General features: G+C 67.2%; 13 protein-coding genes. 7 read left to right on the top strand and 6 right to left on the bottom strand.

Annotated features, from left to right (window positions below; genetic code table 11):
• The first annotated feature begins 69 nt into the window (after positions 1-69).
• From ACIBL3_RS37390 to ACIBL3_RS37370, 5 genes are read left to right on the top strand one after another with little or no spacing between them, the layout of a single operon-like run.
• Entirely contained in the window at positions 70-2049 is a 1980-nt protein-coding gene (locus ACIBL3_RS37390) for a CehA/McbA family metallohydrolase (RefSeq protein WP_396358643.1), read from the top strand.
• Positions 2046-2969 (top strand): TIM barrel protein, encoded by a 924-nt coding sequence (locus ACIBL3_RS37385; RefSeq protein ID WP_396358642.1) that lies wholly within the window; start codon positions 2046-2048, stop codon positions 2967-2969. Before ACIBL3_RS37390 ends, ACIBL3_RS37385 begins: the two co-directional genes overlap by 4 nt.
• A 26-nt stretch (positions 2970-2995) precedes the next feature.
• Positions 2996-4009 carry a Gfo/Idh/MocA family oxidoreductase gene (locus ACIBL3_RS37380; RefSeq protein WP_396358641.1) on the top strand — a complete coding sequence of 338 codons (1014 nt, stop codon included), beginning with the start codon at positions 2996-2998 and terminating at the stop codon, positions 4007-4009.
• Positions 4010-4021: 12 nt separating this feature from the next.
• The gene (locus ACIBL3_RS37375) at positions 4022-4900 is read left to right on the top strand and encodes a sugar phosphate isomerase/epimerase family protein (RefSeq protein WP_396358640.1); all 879 of its coding nucleotides are present in this window, start codon (positions 4022-4024) and stop codon (positions 4898-4900) included.
• A complete protein-coding gene (locus ACIBL3_RS37370) occupies positions 4897-5829 on the top strand; it encodes a deoxyribose-phosphate aldolase (RefSeq protein WP_396358639.1) in 933 nt (310 codons plus the stop codon). Before ACIBL3_RS37375 ends, ACIBL3_RS37370 begins: the two co-directional genes overlap by 4 nt.
• Positions 5830-5835: 6 nt before the next feature.
• On the opposite strand, the gene ACIBL3_RS37365 is transcribed toward ACIBL3_RS37370, so the two are convergent.
• The 6 genes from ACIBL3_RS37365 to ACIBL3_RS37340 form a co-directional block, all read right to left on the bottom strand.
• Positions 5836-6906 carry a LacI family DNA-binding transcriptional regulator gene (locus ACIBL3_RS37365; protein WP_396358638.1) on the bottom strand — a complete coding sequence of 357 codons (1071 nt, stop codon included), beginning with the start codon at positions 6904-6906 and terminating at the stop codon, positions 5836-5838.
• A 615-nt stretch (positions 6907-7521) separates the two neighbouring features.
• Positions 7522-9663, bottom strand: a complete 2142-nt coding sequence (locus tag ACIBL3_RS37360) for a P-loop NTPase fold protein (protein WP_396358637.1) — start codon at positions 9661-9663, stop codon at positions 7522-7524.
• A 59-nt stretch (positions 9664-9722) separates the two neighbouring features.
• Positions 9723-10505 carry an enoyl-CoA hydratase/isomerase family protein gene (locus ACIBL3_RS37355; RefSeq protein WP_396358636.1) on the bottom strand — a complete coding sequence of 261 codons (783 nt, stop codon included), beginning with the start codon at positions 10503-10505 and terminating at the stop codon, positions 9723-9725.
• On the bottom strand, positions 10502-11698 hold the full coding sequence (locus ACIBL3_RS37350) for a CaiB/BaiF CoA transferase family protein (RefSeq protein ID WP_396358635.1): 1197 nt from the start codon (positions 11696-11698) through the stop codon (positions 10502-10504). The genes ACIBL3_RS37355 and ACIBL3_RS37350 overlap by 4 nt, the downstream gene beginning before the upstream one ends.
• On the bottom strand, positions 11695-12816 hold the full coding sequence (locus tag ACIBL3_RS37345) for an extracellular solute-binding protein (protein WP_396358634.1): 1122 nt from the start codon (positions 12814-12816) through the stop codon (positions 11695-11697). The genes ACIBL3_RS37350 and ACIBL3_RS37345 overlap by 4 nt, the downstream gene beginning before the upstream one ends.
• Positions 12816-13601 carry an SDR family NAD(P)-dependent oxidoreductase gene (locus ACIBL3_RS37340; RefSeq protein ID WP_396358633.1) on the bottom strand — a complete coding sequence of 262 codons (786 nt, stop codon included), beginning with the start codon at positions 13599-13601 and terminating at the stop codon, positions 12816-12818. The genes ACIBL3_RS37345 and ACIBL3_RS37340 overlap by 1 nt, the downstream gene beginning before the upstream one ends.
• A 122-nt stretch (positions 13602-13723) precedes the next feature.
• Here ACIBL3_RS37340 and ACIBL3_RS37335 point away from each other — a divergent pair, with 122 nt between their 5' ends.
• Together ACIBL3_RS37335 and ACIBL3_RS37330 are read left to right on the top strand one after the other, a co-directional pair.
• A complete protein-coding gene (locus ACIBL3_RS37335) occupies positions 13724-14743 on the top strand; it encodes a LacI family DNA-binding transcriptional regulator (RefSeq protein ID WP_396358632.1) in 1020 nt (339 codons plus the stop codon).
• Between the two features lie 102 nt (positions 14744-14845).
• On the top strand, positions 14846-15796 hold the full coding sequence (locus tag ACIBL3_RS37330) for an ABC transporter permease (protein WP_396358630.1): 951 nt from the start codon (positions 14846-14848) through the stop codon (positions 15794-15796).
• The last annotated feature ends 4 nt before the right edge of the window (positions 15797-15800 follow it).

The following is a 15800-nucleotide window of genomic DNA, read 5'->3' as shown; positions in this document are numbered from 1 at the left end:
GACAGGTGCTAGCTCGTGCTAGTTCACTGCAGGAAGTTCGAGGTCACCGCCCGAGGAAGGATTGTCTCCATGTGTTGTGAGGAGGACTCGGTTCCGCCGCCGGTCGCGGAGATGCTGGCTCGTTATCGCAGCCTGATGGCGGAGCGTGGCTTCGACTGGGGCGATGACTTCGAGGGCGCCCGGAAGGCGATGTTGAAGGTCGTCGGACACTGCGACCCGGCGCGGATCCAGGCGGCGTTCTTCTCCCTCGAAGTCGTCGCCGACCCGATCGGCTTCCTGGTCCGATCGCTGCCGGATCCGCTGCCGCCGCATGTCGCGGTGGTCCACGCTGGCGATGTCCGGCTGCCGCGGCCCCTGCCGTTCGTACTCCTTGGCCGGCCGATCACCTATCAGATCGTCCGGGTCGGGGACGTTTCCGGCCTGGGCTGGATCGACGAGGCCGTGGTCACCGCGGAGAACCCATTCCTGCGCATCGACGGACACTACGTTCGCGCTGCGGAGTCAACTCGGTCCGGCAGGCTGCACCTCGTCGGCGACGACGTCTCGCGCTGGACCGTCGTCGACGGACGCGGCGGCAGCTGGTTCCCCAACGGCGTGCTGCACAAGTTCGGCTGGCAGGGCAAACCGTTCTTTCATGGCAAGCAGGCGACCTTGGAGGTACCCGCGGGCGGCGCGCGGGTCGTCGTCGCGCGTGGCTGTGAGTTCCGGCCCGTCAGCGTCAACATCCAGATCGAGCCCGGTGCCGAGGTCACCGTCGAGCTGAGCCCCGAGCGGTTGTACGACGCGGCAGAACGCGGCTGGTACGGGGCGGATCTGCACGTCCACATGAACTATTTCGGAGACGACGTCGCCACCCCGCGAGACGCGGCCGCGATGCAACGGGGCGAGGGCCTGCACCTGATGAATCTCGTTGCGGGGAATGCCCTGACGTCGCTGATCTACGATCAGGAAGCCTTTGAGCATTTCGTCGGCCACGACCTGCCCTGGTCGCACAGCCATACGGTCGCCCGGTGGGGTGTCGAGTACCGCAACGACCTCTTCGGTCACTTCCACGCGCTGAACCCCAGTGCGCCACCGAGGCGGTACCAGACCGGCCATGTCCGCTCCAGCAACCCCCAAGACTGGCCGCCGAACTCCGAAGCAGCAGCCGAACTCCGGAACCTGGGAGCAACAGTCGGCTACACGCACCCCGTGCAGGTGCCGCTGGACGATGCCGGCACGCTCGCGGAGGTGTTCTCGGAGGAGCGCATGGTTCGTTCCTGCGACGCACGGGAGCTGGTCGCCGATGCCGCTCTGGGGTTCGTCGATTCGGTTGACGTAGGCACGAACGGTGACTTGGAAGGCACGGAATATCTCTACCACCGGCTGCTGGGCTGCGGTCTCCGCTTGGCTGCTTCCGCAGGCACCGACGTGATGATGCAGCTGTCGCGGATGTGGCCGCTCTCGAACCCGCCTGGCTGGTTCCGCGCCTATGCGGATCTCCGGGGCGCCCAACTGTCGGTCGACGGCTGGCAGGACGCTGTACGAGCGTGCCGTACCTTCATCACCAACGGCCCATGGCTTGAACTGGACGTTGCCGGCCACGGACTGGGGGAGACCCTCCGGCTCAACGCACCCCAGACGGTGCAGGTGGGCGCACGCACGGTCGGGTTGGGGGTAGAGCGTCTTGAGATCGTCAGCCCGGACGGGGTGATGGCCTTCCTCGACGTAGCGTCCGGAACCGAGACAGCCGAGCTGACGGCCGGGATCGAGATCGCGGAGCCGACCTGGATAGCCGCAGTCGCGCGGGGACCGGAACACCCAGCAGTGCCCGGGCCGAAGGTGTATGCGCACACCAGCCCAGTCTGGGTGAACGTCCATGACCGGACCGTGGCAAGGCCGGCGGACGCGCAGTGGTGCCTGCGGTGGCTCGACCGCTTCGAAGCGCTCGCGCGCAAGCACGGCAACTTCACCGCCGCCGGTCAGCTGGAGGATCTGATCGACATCCTGGACAAGGCGCGTGGGTTCTATCAGGACATCGTCGACAAGTACGGAGGAACTGTCCGATGACCGACCTGTCGAAGCTTCGTCTCGGCACCGCGCCGGACTCCTGGGGCGTGTGGTTCGCGAGTGACCCGCGTCAAGTGACCTGGGACCTGTACCTGGACGAGATCGCAGCGGTGGGATACGTCCACACCGAGCTCGGACCGCAGGGCTTCATGCCCCAGGATCCCGACCGGCTCCAGGACGAACTGGGCAGCCGCGGGCTCAAGGCCTGCGGCGGGACGGTGTTCGCGGGGCTGCACCGCGGCGCCGAGGCGCTGGATCAGGCCAAGGCGGCCTTCGGCCGGGAGGCGAAACTCCTGGCCGCTCTCGGCGCCGAGTACCTGGTCCAGCTGCCCGAGCAATACACGGACATGCGAACCGGCGTAGCAACCCAAGGCGCTGACATCGACCCCGAGCAGTGGAAGAACCTGGTCGCCGGCACCAACGAACTCGGGAGGTACCTGTTCGAGTCGTACGGCGTGAAACTCGTCTTCCACCCGCACGTCGACACGCACGTCGACACCCAGGCTCGCATCGAGCGATTCCTCGCCGACACCGACCCGGACGCGGTCAATCTGTGTCTGGACACCGGCCACATCGCGTACTGCGCGGGCAACAATCTCGAGATCGTCAAGCGGTTCCCCGAGCGGATCACGTACGTGCACCTGAAGTCGATGGACCCCGCCGTACGGGCTCGGGCTCTGGCGGAGAGCCTTCCCCTGTCGGAGGCGGTGAAGCTCGGGGTCATGTGCGAGCCGCCGTACGGCGAACCCGACATGCCGCCGCTGCTGGCGGCGCTCGGCGACCTCGAGCGTGACCTGTTCTGTGTGATCGAGCAGGACCTGTACCCGGTCGAGCCGGACATCCCGCTGCCCATCGGCGCCCGGACCGCGGGCTACTACGTCGGCTGCGGCCTGGGCCCGGTCCGCCGATGGCCCTACTGACCTCGGAGAGGAGAAAACGACTCGGTATGACGCTCAACATCGGAGTCATCGGCACCGGCATGATCGGGCAGACCCACATCCGCTGCATCACCCAAGCGCTGTCAGGTGCCGCGATCGCCGCCGTGAGTGATGCTAACCGCGACCTGGCCAAGGAGGTCGCGAATGACCTGCCCGACGCCGAGGTGTTCGACGCCGGCCAGGAGCTGATCGAATCCGACCACGTCGACGCGGTCATCGTCACCTCGTGGGGCAGTACCCACGAGGAGTTCGTCCTCGCGAGTATCGCCGCGGGCAAGCCAGTCTTCTGCGAGAAGCCGCTCGCCACGGAGGCAGCGGCCTGCCGGCGGATCATCGACGCCGAGGTCGCGCACGGGAGCCGGCTCGTGCAGGTCGGCTTCATGCGACGCTACGACGTGGCCTACCGAGTACTCAAGACGGTCGTCGACTCCGGTGAGATCGGCGCGCCCCTCATCTACTACTCGGGCCACCGGAATCCCGAGGTGCCAGGCAGCTACACCCGCGAGATGGCCATCGTGGATACCGCCGTCCACGACTTCGACATGGCCAGGTGGCTGCTCGGCGAGGAACTGGTCGGCATCCGGGTGCTGCCGGCGAAGCGGAACAGCCGCGGCGGTGAGCTGCTCGATCCGCTGCTGATGATCCTCGAGTCCGAGAGCGGCGTGCTGGTCAACGTCGAGACCAGCGTCAACATTGCCTACGGCTACGACATTCGTGGCGAGGTCGTCGGCGAGACCGGTACCGCATCGCTTGCCGACCGCAACCTCGTCGACATCCGCAGCGCCGGCGCCCGCTCCGGCCGCATCCCGGCCGATTGGCGGGAGCGCTTCGTCGGTGCCTTCGACACCGAACTCCAGGAGTGGATCGACGCGATCGCCTCCGGGGTGGCGCCGACCGGCCCGAATTCCTGGGACGGTTACGCGGCGACCGTCGTCTGTGACGCGGGCGTCGAGTCGCTGGCCGCAGGCGATCGGGTCGCCATCGCCCTGGGAACCAAACCCGCCCTGTACGACAGCCACTGAAAGCGAGTCCCGATGAAGATCGCTCTCGATCCCTACATGCTCCGTACGACGCCACTCTTGGAGTTGCCCGCGCTCGTCGCCGATTTGGGTTATGAATACATCGAACTGTCACCCCGCGAGGACTTCACTCCGTTCTTCTTGCACCCACGAGCGAACGACGAAACCGTGCGGGCGTTCAAGCGGGCCCTGGATGCAGCCGGCGTGAAGATCGCGAGCCACCTGCCGTTGTACCGTTGGTCCGGGCCCGACGAGGACGAGCGACAGGCCGCGGTGCGGTACTGGAAGCGGGCGATCCAGCTCACGGTCGACCTGGGCTGCCAGGTAATGAACTCGGAGTTCAACGGCCGCCCCGAGAAGGCTGCGAACAGCGAGGCGATGTTCTGGAAGTCCCTGGAGGAGCTGCTCCCCGTCTTGGAGCACGAGGGTGTCGAGCTCCGGCTCGAGCCGCATCCGGACGACTTCGTCGAAGATGGAAAGGTCGCGGTCGACATGATCCGGGGCATCAACTCGCCCTTGGTCTCCTTCCTGTACTGCGCTCCGCACACCTTCCACATGGGCGGCACGACGGCGGAGCGGATGGTGGAGATCATGAAGTACGCGGGTGACCTCCTGACCCACGTGCACCTCGCCGACAGCTTCGACCACACCGCCTCCTCCGGACTGCGGTACATCGTCAACCCTCCAGGCTCGACCGCCCGCGTGCACCAGCACCTCGACATCGGGCAAGGCGAGGTGCAGTGGAGCCAGCTCTTCACGACCTTGCAGCGCTTGGACTTCGGCGCCAAGGACTCCAGCATCATGACGTCCTGCGTCTTCGCCTGGGAGGACCGTGCGCGAGACTCCAGCTCCTTTATGCGCGAGACGATCGACAAGTACGTGAGCAACTGGTGAGCACGACGATCCCAGGCCCGGTCCTGCAGGAGGCTGATTGGCACCGCCTGCTTCTCCTCCGTGCGACCCGGCCCGACGTCGTCGCGCGCGCGTACGCGGAGCGCCGTCGACCGGGTAGGCTCCTGTCGGAGCGCGGCACGATGTTCCTCCTGGCGGCGGATCACCCGGCCCGAGGCGCTCTGACGGTCGGCGGCGACGCGTTGGCGATGTCCGACAGGCGCTCGTTGCTAGCGCGGATTGTTGCGGCGCTCGAACATCCGGACGTCGACGGAGTGCTGGGCACGCCAGATGTGGTGGAGGAGCTCCTGCTACTCGGCGCGCTGGACGGCAAGGTCGTCATCGGCTCGATGAACCGCGGCGGTCTCGACGGCGCGACATGGACGATGGACGATCGGTTCACCGCGTACGACGCGGCACAGCTTGCAGCGTGCCGGCTGGACGGTGGGAAGATGCTGCTCCGCATGGACGACAGGGATCCGGCAACTGCCACGACGATCGAGAGTTGCGCGCAGGCCGTCAGTGAACTTGCACAGCAAGGCCTGATGGCGATGGTCGAGCCGTTGCCGTACCAGCGCCGTGAGGACGGTTCCCTCGTTCTCTGCAAGAATACCCGTGACCTTGCCCGTGCGGTCACCGTCGCCTCAGGGCTCGGGACTACGAGTGCGTACACGTGGCTGAAGCTCCCGGCGTGCGATGAGCCCGAGGTGGTGTTCGGCGCGACGACACTGCCCTGTGTCGTGCTCGGTGGCGTGCCGGGGCCGGATCCCGAGCAGGATCTCAGATCGTGGGGCCGGTCTCTGACGCATCCGGCCGTCCGCGGGCTTGTGGTAGGCAGAGCACTGCTTTACCCAGCGGACGGGGACGTCAAGGCGTCGGTCGACGCGGCGGCCCGAGTACTGCGCGCGGTGCAGCCGTCGGCCCGCGTATGAAGCTGCTTATCGAGCAGCGACTGCCGCTGAGCTGCGCGTACGTCGACGCGGTGCCGCGGTGCTGCCCCGCACCACGAGGGATGTCTCGATGACACTCTCCCGCGGAGGCAGCTCCAGTTGCTCGGCTCGTCGTACGGCGGCCTCGACCGCGGCGGCACCGAGGAGATCTGGATCCTGCCTGACGCTGGTCAGATCGACCGATGTCAGCCGCGCGATCGGGGCGTCGTCGAAGCCGGCGACGGAGATGTCCTCCGGGACACGGAGCCCGTTGCGGACCAGCGTCTGGAGCAGGCTGACGGCGGTGTCGTCGTTCGGGGCGACGACTGCAGTCGGCAGCGTTCGACGTCTGAGGAGCTCGCTCGCCGCCGCGGAGCCGGCCTCTTCGAAGTAGTTCCGCGCCAGGCTGTCGCCAGGCAGGGACAGCAGATCGCGGGACAGGTCGTGCCGCTTGAGGGAGCGCTCGTAACCGCGGCGACGCAGTGCGGCCGGCGCCATCGACGCCGGATCCACGTAGGCAATGCGCCGGTGCCCGAGCCCCGCCAGGTAGTCCATCAGCTCCGAGATGCCCTTGTCGCCGGAGGAGCGGACGACATCGTAGTGCTGGTTGCGCCGGCCCTGGCCCACCACGACCACCGGAACCAGGGTGCGCTCGGCAGTGGTCCGCAGGTTGGCATGGTCGAGATTCGAGCCGATGACGATCAACGCCGCGCACCGGTGGCCGAGCAGATCGTCGACCGCCTGATCCGTACTGCGGGTCGCGGTCTGCGCGCTCAGCATCACGTCGTACCCCCGTGCTGCTCCAGCGGTATAGATCGCCTCGACGATCTCGGGCTCGGGCGAGTGGGTCGGCGCGAAGATGACGCCCAGGTCCTTGCTCTGCGCGCGGCGCAGCGATCGCGCACCGACGTGCGGGGTGAAGCCGAGCTCCTTCGCCGCCTCACGGACGCGTCGCCGCGTCTCGTCACTCGCGCCTGGCTGGTCTCGCATGACCAGCGAGACGAGCTGCCGGGAGACGCCGATGCGGGCCGCGATGTCGGCCATCGTGGGTGGGCGACGGGAGTTGGCGTCGTTGTTCATCAGACCCTCCTCGCTGGCCGCCGTACCTGTCAGATCGATGCCGATCTCATAGCGTACGCGGCCCGGCGCGCCACAAGCAGCGCGGCCGGGCCGCGCTGCGTGCGAGGCGCCACTCGCGTCGGGCTGCTCGCCGGGGGGATCGGCGGAGTACGGACCTTGCCAGCGTCTTCAGCGTCGGCTCGCGTGCGGCGCGTGCCGGGTCTGGGAAGGGCGCGGGTCTCCGCGTCCGCGGTCCGACGAGTCCGGGGTGGGCAGTTCGGTGCCGCAGTCAACGAAGGCGATCCACCGGTTGCCGTGGAAGTCGAGACTTCGCGGACGGCCGACATCAGGTTCATCCGCGGCGTGCCCAGGCGCATGCGCGGCTCGGGTACGGCCCAGGCCACGACTTCCGCGCGATCCGGAGCCAGTCGAACGCCGCCATAGCCTCGGTGCGGTCCGACCGGGCGATGTGGGCCGTCCAGTACGAGTTGGCCGGCCAGATCGACCGCCGATCAGCTCCGCACGTTCCTCAAACATTCCGGCGCCGACATCACAGCCGCGCTCAAACTCGCCGCCCGCTAACCCCGAACTTCCGGAGCGGTAGGTGTCACCGACGAGGATGGATCGCAGTGGCGTTCACGACTGTCCGGGGCGTTCTTTGCGACGGGACAGGATGGTTTGCAGGGCCGCCAGCAAGGCTTCGTGGCGCTTGAGCAGTTCAGGGTCATCGGATGAGGTCTTCCGATCGACGGCTCCGGATCCGGCGAGGCGGACCAGCTCGTCCAACGAGCCGCTCCCGAGTACCTCGACGATCGGTGCGAGCGTACGATCGAGATCACCTCTGCTGGACGCGGGCGAGTGCTCGAGAAGACAGGCGGCTGTCTCGAACAAGTCCCACCGTCCGGCACAGATCTGGTCGCGTATCCAGCGTGCGGCGGCCTTGGGGGCGACCGTTCGCCACGCAGCGAAAGAGTTCCAGAGGAGCTGGCCGACCGCGTTCGGTGATCCTTCCTTCGCCAGCCGGTTGGCCACAGCGTCGAAGATCGCGGTCTGATGCTCTGCGAGCCACCCGGTCGGGCGCTGAATGAGATCCGCGTCCGCGATCGCGTTCGTCAGCAGCATCAGGCCACTGTCGGTCGACTGCATGTCGCTGACGAGTTGCTCGCGGTCATCGTTCGGCACTGGGTCAATGCCTGCAGCCAGGAGATCTGGCAGGGCTCGCCCGAGGTGTGCGCGGATCGCCTCCCGGCTGCTGATCACTGCTCCGGGCTCGGCGGGCAGCCTCGGATAGAGATCGACAAGCAGTTCGATCACGGCGATTGCCGGATAGTCATCCCGGTTCCTGGCCACGTTGAACTTGCGGAGAGTCCGCGCGGTGTCGTTCAGCAGCGCGGTCCGGACGGTCTCTCTCAGCAGTCCTCCGTTGGCGAGATCGACGAGGGCAGCATCGATCTCGGTGTCAGCCACGTCGTCTCGCGGTACACCGATGGCGAAGTACCTGTCGAAGAAGTCGCTGTGCGTCACGCCTTTACGTTCGTGGACTGCTTGGAGGGTGTTGTCGTCGACTGCGTGCGAAGCGCCCCGCAGAGCCAAGCCGATACGCGGGAACAGTTCGCCCAGTACGCCGATCACCAGGCGTACGTCTCCCTCCGCGACACCGACGCCCCGAAGCTGATTCTCCCATCGGGTGATGGTGTTCTTCGCGTCGGTGTCGCGGACGAAGCGGGTGACCTCGTGTTGGCTGGAGACTGTTCCGGTCAGGTCCGCGCGGTTCTGTTGAACGAGCCGGTAGGCAGCGGGCTCGGCGACTCGGAGCCAGGTCAGGAGCATGAAGTCGGCGAGGTCGACCTCAGTCGCGAGTCGGCCGTACAGGGCTTCGAGTTGCGAGACATAGCGACGGATGGCACGCGGCGTGTTCAGTCGATCGACCAGGAACTCGTAGTACACGGACGTGAAGCGCTGGAGCAGTTCGATGCGGCCGCTGAGGTTGTGTTGCTCGAGGAAGCGAACCAGTTCGCGGTTGAGCAGCTCCGATGCGTCCTGGACGCGAAGCGGCGGGATGTCCAGGCGGATCTGAACGATCTTCTCCAGGTAGTCGCGGGCCCGGCCGGGGCTGTGCTCGCAATCGATCAGGTCGGTGTTCGCGAGCAGGTCCAGCACCGTCTGCTCATCGTACGCGATCAGGTAGTAGACGTTCGGGAGGCGGCCGACGACCCGGATGAGTTTGAAGACCAGCAGTAGTTCGTCCGGTGTCAGGCGGTCGATGTCGTCGAGCACCATCAGGATCGGTACGCCGGACTTCTCCAGCGCGGCCTCCGCGCTGCGCTTCGTGGCGTCGGCGCTGAGGCCGCCCCACTGCGCCGCACCGGCCCGGACAAGACTGCTGGCGTCGAAGCCCTTGATGTTTGCTGTCGGGCTGACGGCGACGGCGAGCTTCGCGATCTTCTGCCTAGTCAGGCTCCACCTTTGATCGTCGGGCAGAGCTTCTCGCAGTTCCTCGAAGAATCCGGCCTGGAGCGTCTCGAGGTCCGAATACAGCCACGGCGTACAGATCGCGACTCTCCAGTCGTTACCGGAGTCATCCAAACGCCGGCGAACGAGGTTGATCACGCTCGACTTTCCGGACCCCCATGGGCCGACAAGACCAAGAACACTCGAGCGGCCTTGTCGCCGCACGGCTGACAGCGCCGTGACCACGGTCTCCGCGAACTGCGATCGTCCGAGCAGGTCCGGCGCCCGATCAGTCCCGTCGATCGGATCGTCGCCCCCATCGATCATGCTTCCCTCCCGCGCTCCTGCTGCAGGTCACCAAGGATAGGGGAGCGCCTCGGACGGCATCATTCGCCGATGAACTTCGGCTCGCGCTTCTCGATGAACGCGGCGATGCCCTCGCTGCCGTCGTGGGTTCGGTACAGGTCGGACAGGGCCTGTTGTTCCAGGCTGAGACCGGCCTCGAGCGGTACGTCGGCGCTCAGGTCGATGACGCGCTTGGCGGCGCGGACGGCAAGTGGGGCGTTGGTGGCGATCGTCTGCGCGAGCTCCGTGACGGTCGGCATCAAGTCGTCGGGAGGGCAGACGGACGATATGACGCCACGCCGGCGGAGTTCCTCGGGGCGGTAGAACCGGCCGGTCGCGACAGCTTCCTTGGTGAAGCGTATGCCTGCGGCCCGGGCGAGGCGTTGGGTTCCGCCGCCGCCGGGGATCAGGCCGAGCTTTACCTCTGGGAGTCCGAACTTGGCTCGCTCGGAGGCCACGATCAGGTCGCAACACAAGGCCAGCTCCAGGCCGCCGCCGAGGGCGTAGCCGTTCACAGCGGCGATCGTGAACTGCGGCAGCCGTTCCAGGGCGGAGAAGGTACGCCGGCTCAACCGCTGGTAATTGTCGAACGCCTCGGGGGTCACGCGGTCGTACTCACCGATATCGGCACCGGCGACGAAGCCACGACCGGTCCCGGTGAGCACCACGACCCGAACCGCAGGATCTTTGTGCAGGCGGTCGAACTGTTCGCCGAGCTTCTCCACCAGGCTCCGCGACAAGGCGCCGAGCGCTTCCTCGCGGTCGATTCGCAGGACTGCAACCGCGCCGTCGCGCTCCGCCACGAGGTGATCGTGAAGCCTCATGATGCACTCGCTTCGCGGAGTGTGCGGAGTTCGTCGGCGCTCAGGACCTCGGCCAGAACCTCGTCGTTGTGCTCACCGACGATCGGCGGACGTAGCCGCTGGCGCCACGGTGTCTCGGACAGGGTGATCGGGCAGCCAATCAGCTGGAGGGGGATGCCGGATGCGTGTTCCACGTCGACGAGCAACGGTGATCTGTCCGTTGCGAGCTCCTCGTAGGCCTCTTTCATGGTCCGTACGGGTGCTGCCCAGAAGCCGGCGTCCAGCAGAGCGTCGAGCAGTTCGGTCGTCTTGCGCTGGGCTGCGAGCTCGTCGATGCGTCGTTTGGCGTTATCCCGGTCCAGCCACGGATCGAGCTCGGCCAGCGCCGGGTCGGCGAACACGTCGGCGATGACGTCCATGGGCCCCATGGCGATGGCCAGCCAGCCGTCGATGGTGCGGTAGATGCCGAACGGGGCTTCGAGCCAGGGCTGGGCGATACCGGCCTCGGAGCGCGTGAATTCGACGTCGTGATGGACCATCGCAGAGATCTCTTGTGTCAGGACGGCCATCGTGGCGTGGTAGAGGTCCACCTCGACCCGCTGCCCGATGCCGAAGCGCTCGCGGGCGAGCAGCGCGGCAAGGATGCCGTTCGCCAGGGTGAGCGCACCGGTTGCGTCGCAGATCGACGTGCCAGCGGCGGTCGGCGGGTCGCCGGCTGTCCCGGTGTTGAAGGCGAGGCCCGTGGCGGCTTGGATCAGCAGGTCCTGTCCCGGACGGTTCTCCCGGGCGTACTTCGTGTCCTGGCCCCAGCCTGATCCGGAGCAGTAGATGATGTCGTGGCGGACCGCGCGGAAGTCGTCGTATCCCAGCCCGAGCCGGTCCATCACTCCGGGGCGGAAGTTCTCGACGACGACGTCACAGGTGGCGGCCAGCCGCAACAGTGCCGCGCGCGCGGCTGGAAGCTTTAGATCGAGGGCGACGGATCGTTTGTTCCTGTTCATGGCGAGGAAGGCCGCGGAGTCGCCGCCGATCAGCTCGCCGGCGTACGCGAGTCCACGTTCCCATTCACCCGTTCCTGGCCGTTCGATCTTGATGACGTCGGCGCCGAGGTCGCCGAGCAGTTGGGTCGCGAATGGTCCGAGCATCATCTGGGTGAAGTCGAGCACGCGAAGACCTTCGAGTGCGCTGGGCGTCGGCTGGCGGTCCGGCGTCATGGGTGCTCCTTGTCACGGGCCTTGTTCAAGGCGTCGTTCAGATCGGCGTGGATCGCGGAGGCGGCATCGCCTCGGCGCAGTGCTTCGGTGAGCCGGATGCCGGCGGCCTCCTGGTAGGCCGGCCACCACGCGGCGCGCGGGCGGAGGTACGACGACTCGATGGTGGTACGGGTACCGGAGAAGAAGCCGCCGACCACCTCGTCGGCGGACGGATCGAACCAGACCGATCGGCTGGCCGGTTGACCGTCGTTGCCCAGCACAATCGTCCGCTGGACGTCGGCACCAGCCATCAACGCGGCGAAGGCGGCGGCTTCGTTTGCCTGCTTGCTGGAGGCGCTGACTGCAAGTCCCGCGCCGCCGAGCACAGCGGCCGGGCGTTCACCGACGGACGGCGGCCGGCAGAAGCGCAGCGGCCGTCCGCGTGCGGCTGGGCGTTGATAGTTTGTGTACCCGAACAGCAGAGGCGCATAGACGGGTGCGTCGGAAGACTCCGAGGACATCAGGTCGAGTAGGCCCGGAGGGTTCAGCTGGAAGGAGCGTGGGTCCACACCACGAACCAGTTCGACGAAGATGTCGACCGCTTCTTCGACCCACAGCTCATCGGTAGTGGACAGCTCTGCCGAGATCGAGAGCAGCGAGAGGACAGCGTCGGACGGGTAGAGCGGCAGCGCCACCGAGCCAGGAACTTTCCGGGCCGCCGCCAGTACGTCGTCCCATCGACGCGGTACGTCGCCCCATTCGTCGAGCGTGCTGTCGTCGACCACCGCGACCTGGCAGGCGGCGTCGACGGCGACCGCCCATTGGCTACCGCCCCAGTTGTACGACTCGTGGCTACGCCCGATCGAATCAGCGGCCAGCGCGTCGAGAACAGACGCGTCCAGGAGGCTCTCGAGAGGCACGAGTGCCTCCTCACGGGCAACCCTGCCCACCATCGGGTGATCGATGAACAGCAGATCTGCGGTGCGGGCGATGTCGCCGATCGGCTGGTCGTTGAAGGCTGCCAGTGGGCGTGCGGCGACGGCAATTGCGGTGCCGTGCTGTCGCTCCCAGGCGGCCGCGGCCGCCCGGACGGGGCTGACGCAGCGCGGATGGTCCCAGCACAGGATGCGCAGCGCCATCAGTTGGCGCGCCCGGTGGGGCCGAGGATGCTCAGGCCGCCGTCGACGCGCAGGCAGGTCCCGGTAACGAATGAGGAGTCGTCGGAGACGAGGAACGCCGCCGCGCTCGCGACCTCGTCGGATTCACCGAACCGCTGGAGGGCGTGCGCCGAGTTCCAGTCCTCGATCAGCGCTTGCGGATCCGGGGCGGTGCGGAAGATCTGCTCGTTCAGCGGCGTCATGATGGTGCCCGGCGCCAGGCAGTTCACCCTGATCTGCTCCGGGCCGTACTCGACGGCCGCCTGCTGGGTCAGGGCGACGATCGCACCCTTGGTGGCCGCGTACCCCGCCCAACCCGGGAACCCGACCAGTGCCTGGGCGCTCGCCATGTTGACGATCGAGCCGCCGCCGGCCGATCGCAGGTGCGGTACGGCGTACCGCATGCCGGCCCAGACACCTTTCAGGTTGACGGCCAGCACACGGTCCCAGTCGTTCTCGGAGATGTCCTCGACGCTGCCGGGAACGGCGACCCCGGCGTTGTTCACGATCGTGGTGAGGCGCCCGAAGCGCTCGGCCGCCGCACTGACGAGGTCGGAGACCTGCGCGGGTACGGAGACATCGACCTGAACCGCGAAAGCATCGGATCCACGCTCACGGAGCTGCTGCGTGACGCGCCCGGCGGCGTCACCGTCGATGTCCCCGACGGCGACCTGGGCACCCTCGGCGGCCAGCCGGGCCGCGATCGCCGCGCCGATGCCGGCACCGCCGCCGGTGACGACACAGCTCTTGCCGGTAAGTCTGTTCACGCCGGTTCCTGTTCTCTACTCTGGAGAAACGATTTCCTAATCGTTGTCGGCCGGGCAGTGGAGTGTCAAGTGGATCGAGCGGATCTAGAATCCCGGTCTCACAGGCGAGGTGAGGAGTGGCAATGGCGACCATCAAGGATGTCGCGACGCGTGCGGGCGTTGCCCCGTCGATCGTGTCCCGGCTGCTCAACAACGACCCGACCCTCCGTCTTCGTCCGGAGACCAGGGATCGGGTGGAGGCCGCCGTACGCGCACTCGACTACACGCCGAACCGGGCGGCGCGAGCCCTGCGTGGTGCGCGCGCGGGAGCGGTCGGCGTCGCCTTGCCGCATCTCACCAGCCCCGTCTACGCGCAGATCCTGAGCGGCGCGGAGGCGGAGGCCCGGCGCTCCGACTTCCTACTGGTGACCGTCGAGGTCGACACGCTGGCTGCGGATCCGGCTGGCTTCCAGCGCTTCGTGCGTGGCGGCGCGATCGACGGCCTGCTGCTCCAGCGCGACGGCGTACCGGCCGACGACGTGGTGATCGAGAATCTTCGCGCGCTGGGCCTGCCGTTCGTCATCGTGAACGAACGCGTGAGTGCACAGCTCGCGGGCGTCGCACTCGACGACCGGCAGGCTTCGGCGCTCGCGACCGAGCACCTGCTGGCGCTCGGGCACCGCGAGGTTGCGCACCTCGCCGTCGGCGGCAGCACCAACCGGTCCCTCGACCGCCTCGAAGGCTGGCGTGAGGCCATGGACGTCGCCGGCCTACCGGCGCGGCCAGACCTCGTCGCGGACGGGGGCAGCAAACCCGAGACGGGGTACGCCGGAATGATGAAGCTGCTCGCCCAGAAGACGCGTCCGACCGCGGTGGTCGTCGGGACATTGCTGTCGGCGATCGGCGCGCTCTCCGCCGTCCGGGACGCCGGGCTCCGGGTTCCTGAGGACCTGTCGATCGTCGGTCACCACGACGCCTGGCCCGCGCAGTACTCGAGTCCGCCGCTGACGACGGTGTCCCTACCGCTTGAGGAACTCGGGCGCCGAGCGGTCCGGCTACTGATCGACCAACTCGGTGATGCGGAGCCGCGCCAGGAGCTGTTGCAGTCGCCGGCGCCCGTCATCGTGCCGCGAAGCACCACGTGCCCACCGCGCGTTAGCTGATCGACTGAACTCTTGACAGCGCCCCGAGCTGAGTGCAGGATTCCGGAGAATCGTTTCTCCGATCGCGGCCCGCGGTCGTTCGATCTCATTCGGGAGGCTCGCTTGGCTGCGCCGAACGCCGCGTTACCCGCCGCACGGCCGGGGGCGTGGAAGAGTTTGCTCCAGCACCTGCGCTCGAACTACCTGCTGTACCTGATGGTCGTGCCGGGGCTGCTGTACTTCTGCGTGTTCCGCTACGCGCCGATGTACGGCGCGATCATCGCGTTCAAGAACTACCGGGTGCTGGACGGCATCACCGGAAGTCCCTGGGTGGGCTGGCGCAACTTCGAGCAGATCTTCGGCAGCCCGTACTTCGGCAACATTCTCGCCAACACCGTCCTGATCAGCGTCTACAAGATCATCGTCGGTACGCCGGCCGCGGTCGGGCTCGCGCTGCTGCTGCACGAGGTCCGGGTCCGGTGGTTCAAGCGTGCTGTGCAGACCATCACGTACTTGCCGCACTTCCTCTCGTGGATCGTGGTGTTCGGTATCGCGCTGGTCGTGCTGTCGCCGTCGAGCGGCCTGGCGAACAAGGGCCTGGAGGCCTTCGGCGTCAGCCCGATCGAGTTCCTATCCGACCCGACGTGGTTCCGCAGCGTCTTGGTCGGATCCGACGTCTGGAAGAACATCGGCTGGAACGCGATCGTCTATCTCGCCGCGCTGGCGGCGATCTCGCCGACGCTGTACGAGGCCGCCGCGGTCGATCAGGCATCGCGGTTCCAGCGGGTCTGGCACGTGTCGCTGCCAGGGATCATGCCGGTCATCGTTTTGGTGACGACGCTGAACATCGGGCAGTTGCTGAGCGCGGGGTTCGAGCAGGTCTTCGTGTTCTACAACCCGTCGGTCTATTCGGTCGGGGACATCATCGACACCTGGGTCTACCGGCAGGGCATCCAGGGATTCCAGTACTCGGTCGCGGCGGCGGTCGGGCTCTTCAAGGGCCTCGTGGGGTGTGTGTTGTTGCTGGTGGCCAACTGGGCCGCGAAGCGCTGGGCGAACTCGGGACTGTGGTGAGGAC

Origin of the sequence: Kribbella sp. NPDC050124 (assembly GCF_044460355.1) — a bacterium.
GTDB lineage: Bacteria > Actinomycetota > Actinomycetes > Propionibacteriales > Kribbellaceae > Kribbella.
Note: the sequence above shows the minus strand (reverse complement) of the source record. Positions and strands in the feature narration are given on the sequence as shown.

What these genes read in the sequence shown, in the direction of transcription:
- ACIBL3_RS37390 (WP_396358643.1), top strand. Translation starts at nt 70, where the DNA reads ATGTGTTGTGAGGAGGACTCGGTTCCGCCGCCGGTCGCGGAGATGCTG.
- ACIBL3_RS37385 (WP_396358642.1), top strand. Translation starts at nt 2,046, where the DNA reads ATGACCGACCTGTCGAAGCTTCGTCTCGGCACCGCGCCGGACTCCTGG.
- ACIBL3_RS37380 (WP_396358641.1), top strand. Translation starts at nt 2,996, where the DNA reads ATGACGCTCAACATCGGAGTCATCGGCACCGGCATGATCGGGCAGACC.
- ACIBL3_RS37375 (WP_396358640.1), top strand. Translation starts at nt 4,022, where the DNA reads ATGAAGATCGCTCTCGATCCCTACATGCTCCGTACGACGCCACTCTTG.
- ACIBL3_RS37365 (WP_396358638.1), bottom strand. Translation starts at nt 6,906, where the DNA reads ATGAACAACGACGCCAACTCCCGTCGCCCACCCACGATGGCCGACATC.
- ACIBL3_RS37360 (WP_396358637.1), bottom strand. Translation starts at nt 9,663, where the DNA reads ATGATCGATGGGGGCGACGATCCGATCGACGGGACTGATCGGGCGCCG.
- ACIBL3_RS37355 (WP_396358636.1), bottom strand. Translation starts at nt 10,505, where the DNA reads ATGAGGCTTCACGATCACCTCGTGGCGGAGCGCGACGGCGCGGTTGCA.
- ACIBL3_RS37350 (WP_396358635.1), bottom strand. Translation starts at nt 11,698, where the DNA reads ATGACGCCGGACCGCCAGCCGACGCCCAGCGCACTCGAAGGTCTTCGC.
- ACIBL3_RS37345 (WP_396358634.1), bottom strand. Translation starts at nt 12,816, where the DNA reads ATGGCGCTGCGCATCCTGTGCTGGGACCATCCGCGCTGCGTCAGCCCC.
- ACIBL3_RS37335 (WP_396358632.1), top strand. Translation starts at nt 13,724, where the DNA reads ATGGCGACCATCAAGGATGTCGCGACGCGTGCGGGCGTTGCCCCGTCG.